This is a genomic window from Hydrogenophaga sp. 70-12, from assembly GCF_001897365.1.
Lineage (GTDB): Bacteria > Pseudomonadota > Gammaproteobacteria > Burkholderiales > Burkholderiaceae_C > Hydrogenophaga > Hydrogenophaga borbori.
In genome coordinates, this window is sequence record NZ_MKSS01000014.1 from 3,896 (window position 1) to 7,874 (window position 3,979).

A 3,979-nucleotide genomic window follows, 5' to 3' on the forward strand; every position below is an offset into this window, starting at 1 on the left:
ACGACCGTGGACTGGAGTCCGGTGCCGAGATCCCACGCGGGCGGCAGGTTGAGCCCCGCCGGTTCGCCGTCGCCCGGGCCGCGCAGGTGCCACTGCAAGCCGTAGTTCGCGTCGTTGGGCACCAACTGCGGGCGCACGAGGACGTTGGGCTCGACCCAGGCCACGTCCGGGTGCAGGCGCACGCGGCGCAGGGCGTCGGCCAGCGCGCGGCCCTGCATCGGGCGGTCGAAGCGCAGCAGGGCCGCGCGGCCCGCCTCGCCGACGGAGACGGCGCGCACACCGGTGTCGCGCGCCAGCCGCTCGGTTTGTTCGCGCGAGCGCTGGGTCGCCCGTTGCCAGGCGCCGGCCAGCCGGGCCTCGCGGTCGGCCCAGGGGCCGCGGTCGGTTTCCTCGCGGCTCAGCGGATTGGCGCCGTCGCGGTAGCCAACAATGAGCCCGAAGGCCGGGGCATCGCCACTGGCCACCGGCTGCGCGGCCAACACGTTCCCCAAGGCCAGAGCGGCCAGGGCCAGCACACATCCGCGCAACAGCTTTGAAACCATGGGCGGGTTGTAGCACGCGGGCACACCAAATTTTCGGCGCCTCCGACCGGGCTCATGCGGAGTTACCCCAGAAGGAATTTGCAATTCCTTTTCATCACATGGCCGACGCCATTCTTTGGCCGTCGAACCAGGCCAGGGCCTCGTTCCAGAGGGGCTGGGCGCGCGGGCGGAAGTAGCCCATGTGCCCGATGGGACCCAGACCGTCGCGGCGCGAGTCCAGGGTCACGGCCTTCACGGGCGCGTTGCGGTAGCCGGCCATGAAGGCGTCGCGCGAGGCCGGCGGCGCCCAGGCGTCGTCGAGCGCATTGACCGCCACGATCGGAAAGCGCACGGCGTCGAAGCGCGCGGTCACCTCGCGCATCTGCGGGTCGTCGAAGAAGTAGCGCGGGAAGCGGCACCAGTGGCGCCACTGGCGGTAGACGTCGATCGGCAGGTCCTCGCCCATGCCGAGCTTGCTCCAGGGCAGGTAGCCGGCCAGGCGCGTGGCCACGGGGCCGATGAGGTTCCACATGATCTGCACGCGCAGGCGCTCGAGCGGCGGCATCCAGCCGTGCCAGCCGGCGCCGGTGGCGAAGGTGTAGGCCGCGTCCACGTGCTCCGGGTGCGGCAGCAGGCCCAGGGCGTGCCCGCCGTAGGAATGGCCCACCAGCCACAGCGGCACGCCGGGCGCGCGCATGGCGGCCACGGCCGCGGCCAGGTCGAGCCGGCCCCAGTCGAGGTAGTCCATGCGAAAGCCCTTGAGGCTGTTCGGCGCCGAGCGGCCGATGCCGCGGTAGTCGAGCGTGAGCACGTCGACGCCTTGCGCGGCCACGTGCTGCGCGAAGCGCTTGTAGAAACCCTGGGGCACCGCCGTGGCGCCGCCCACCACGAGGTGCGCGCGCGGCGGCGCCGGGCCGCGGTAGCGATGGGCCGCCAGCGGGTAGCCGTCGGCGGCGTGCAGGGTCAGGGGCTCGATGCGCACGGCGTCGGCCGCGCGGTCCTGGGTGAGGGGGTTCATGGCGAGGGCTCCTGAAAAGGGGCGCAGGACGGGTCGGCCGACAGCAGGGCCAACAGGGTGTCGGTGGCGCGCTGTATGGGCTCGGCGCTGTGCGCGACGCGCGACTGCAGCAGGCCACCTTCGTAGGCAGCGACGATGAGCGCGGCCAGGCCCTGGGCGCGCTCGGCGGGCAGGCCGGCGCCGACCAGGGCCTGGGCGATGCGTTCGCGCACGCGCCCGAAGGCGCGCGCCAGGGCCTCGCGCAGGGCGCGGTCCTCGGGCCCGGATTCCAGCGCTACCGTGGCCAGCGGGCAGCCGGCCTCGAAGCCGGTCTCCTGCAGTCGGGCGGTGGCGCCGGCGATCCAGCGGCGCAGGGCCAGCAGCGGGTCGGGCGTGCCGGCGAGCAGCTTGTCCAGGCCGGCGGTCATGCGCTCCACCACCTGGTCGATGGCGGCCACGGCCAGCTCGGTCTTGCCGCCCGGGAAGTGGTGGTAGAGCACGCCCTTGGGCGCCTGGGCCGCCCGCAGCAGCTCGGTCAGGCCAATGCCGTGCAGGCCGCGCCGGCGCAGGGCGTCGGTCATGGCGGCGATGAGGCGCTCGCGGGCGGGCTCGACAGGCGGTGGGGCGGGCATGCGAGCCATTCTCTAGACCGATCGGTCTAGCGTCAATGACCCCGGTGGTCAAGCTGTCGTCTGGGCGACGCGGCGACCGGTGCCGAGGCGAAGCGCCGGTCGCCGCTGTCTTGGCTGCTCCGGGCCTTTCCGCCCACAAAAAAAGCGCCCGAAGGCGCCTTTTCTGCGGACGCGAGCGACGGCTTACTTGGCCACCACGCGCGCCATTTCCAGGCACTTGTTGGAGTAGCCCCACTCGTTGTCGTACCAGCTCACCACCTTGATGAAGGTGCCGTCGAGCGCGATGCCGGCGTCGGCGTCGAAGATCGAGGTGCGGGCGTCGCCGCGGAAGTCGGTGGCGACCACCTTGTCCTCGGTGTAGCCCAGCACGCCCTTGAGCTTGCCCTCGCTCTGCGCCTTCATCTCGGCGCAGATCTCGGCGTAGGTGGCGGCGCTGTTGAGTTCCACCGTCAGGTCGACCACGGACACGTCGCTGGTCGGCACGCGGAAGCTCATGCCGGTGAGCTTCTTGTTGAGCTCGGGGATCACCACGCCCACCGCCTTGGCCGCGCCGGTGCTGCTGGGAATGATGTTCTCCAGGATGCCGCGGCCGCCGCGCCAGTCCTTGTTGCTGGGGCCGTCCACGGTTTTCTGCGTGGCGGTGGCGGCGTGCACGGTGGTCATGAGGCCACGCTTGATGCCCCACTTGTCGTTGAGCACCTTGGCCACCGGGGCCAGGCAGTTGGTGGTGCAGCTGGCGTTGCTGATGATGGCCTGGCCGGCGTAGGTTTCGTGGTTCACGCCGTAGACGAACATGGGCGTGTCGTCCTTGCTGGGCGCGGACATGATGACCTTCTTGGCGCCCGCGGCCAGGTGCTTCTCGGCGCCGGCCTTGTCCAGGAAGATGCCGGTGGACTCGATCACCACGTCGGCGCCGACCTCGCCCCACTTGAGCTCGGCCGGGTCTTTCACCGCGGTCAGGCGGATCTTCTTGCCGTTGACGATGAGGCTGGAGCCCTCGACCTTCACGTCACCGTCGAAGCGGCCGTGCACGCTGTCGTACTTGAGCATGTAGGCCAGGTAGTCGGGCTCGAGCAGGTCGTTGATGGCGACCACTTCGATGTCCTTGAAGTTGGCGACCGCCGCGCGGAACACCATGCGCCCGATGCGCCCGAAACCGTTGATACCGACCTTGATCGTCATGCTGTCATCTCCAGGGGTTGATTCGGAAAAACCGGAAAAGGATCACTGCCCGGCGAGCACGGCGCGCACCGTGTCCGCCACGTTCTGCTCGGTGAAGCCGAAGTGCTTGAACAGCACCGGCGCGGGCGCCGACTCGCCATAGGTGTCGATGCCGACCACGGCCGAGACGCCGTACTTCCACCAAAAATCGGTGACGCCCATCTCGACCGCGATGCGCGGCAGGCCGGCGGGCAGCACGGCCTTCTTGTAGGCGGCGGCCTGGCGGTCGAAGCGGGTGGTGCTGGGCATCGACACCACGCGCACCGCGATGCCGTGCTCCTGGGCCAGCAGCGCCTGCGCCTTGAGCGCGAGTTGCACCTCGGAGCCGGTGGCGATGATCACCGCCTGGGCTTTCTGCTTGCCGGCGGGTTCGGCCAGCACGTAGGCGCCCTTGGCGATGTCGCCCAGGCCGTTCTTGGGCAGGTAGGGCAGGTTCTGGCGCGACAGCAGCAGCGCCGTGGGCCGGTCGCGGTTATCCAGCGCCACGGTCCAGGCCACGGCGGTTTCCGCGGTGTCGGCGGGGCGCCAGACGTCCAGGCCCGGGATCAGGCGCAGGCTGGCGGCGTGCTCGATCGACTGGTGCGTGGGGCCGTCCTCGCCCAGGCCGA

The 3,979-nt window shown here is 70.7% G+C and carries 4 protein-coding genes and 1 pseudogene; all 5 read right to left on the minus strand.

Annotated elements, in window-relative coordinates:
* Positions 1-542, minus strand: a pseudogene (locus BGO22_RS00890) (hypothetical protein); the annotation flags it as partial.
* A gap of 94 nt (positions 543-636) precedes the next feature.
* Positions 637-1,539 carry an alpha/beta hydrolase family protein gene (locus BGO22_RS00895; protein WP_286848360.1) on the minus strand — a complete coding sequence of 301 codons (903 nt, stop codon included), beginning with the start codon at positions 1,537-1,539 and terminating at the stop codon, positions 637-639.
* Positions 1,536-2,150 (minus strand): TetR/AcrR family transcriptional regulator, encoded by a 615-nt coding sequence (locus BGO22_RS00900; RefSeq protein ID WP_286848361.1) that lies wholly within the window; start codon positions 2,148-2,150, stop codon positions 1,536-1,538. Before BGO22_RS00900 ends, BGO22_RS00895 begins: the two co-directional genes overlap by 4 nt.
* A gap of 183 nt (positions 2,151-2,333) precedes the next feature.
* The gene (gene gap, locus BGO22_RS00905; RefSeq protein WP_070399729.1) at positions 2,334-3,332 is read right to left on the minus strand and encodes a type I glyceraldehyde-3-phosphate dehydrogenase; all 999 of its coding nucleotides are present in this window, start codon (positions 3,330-3,332) and stop codon (positions 2,334-2,336) included.
* 42 nt (positions 3,333-3,374) lie between these two features.
* On the minus strand, positions 3,375-3,979 hold a 605-nt coding region (locus BGO22_RS00910), incomplete at its 5' end, for a transketolase-like TK C-terminal-containing protein (RefSeq protein WP_286848364.1).

What these genes read in the sequence shown, in the direction of transcription:
- BGO22_RS00895 (WP_286848360.1), bottom strand. Translation starts at nt 1,539, where the DNA reads ATGAACCCCCTCACCCAGGACCGCGCGGCCGACGCCGTGCGCATCGAG.
- BGO22_RS00900 (WP_286848361.1), bottom strand. Translation starts at nt 2,150, where the DNA reads ATGCCCGCCCCACCGCCTGTCGAGCCCGCCCGCGAGCGCCTCATCGCC.
- gap (WP_070399729.1), bottom strand. Translation starts at nt 3,332, where the DNA reads ATGACGATCAAGGTCGGTATCAACGGTTTCGGGCGCATCGGGCGCATG.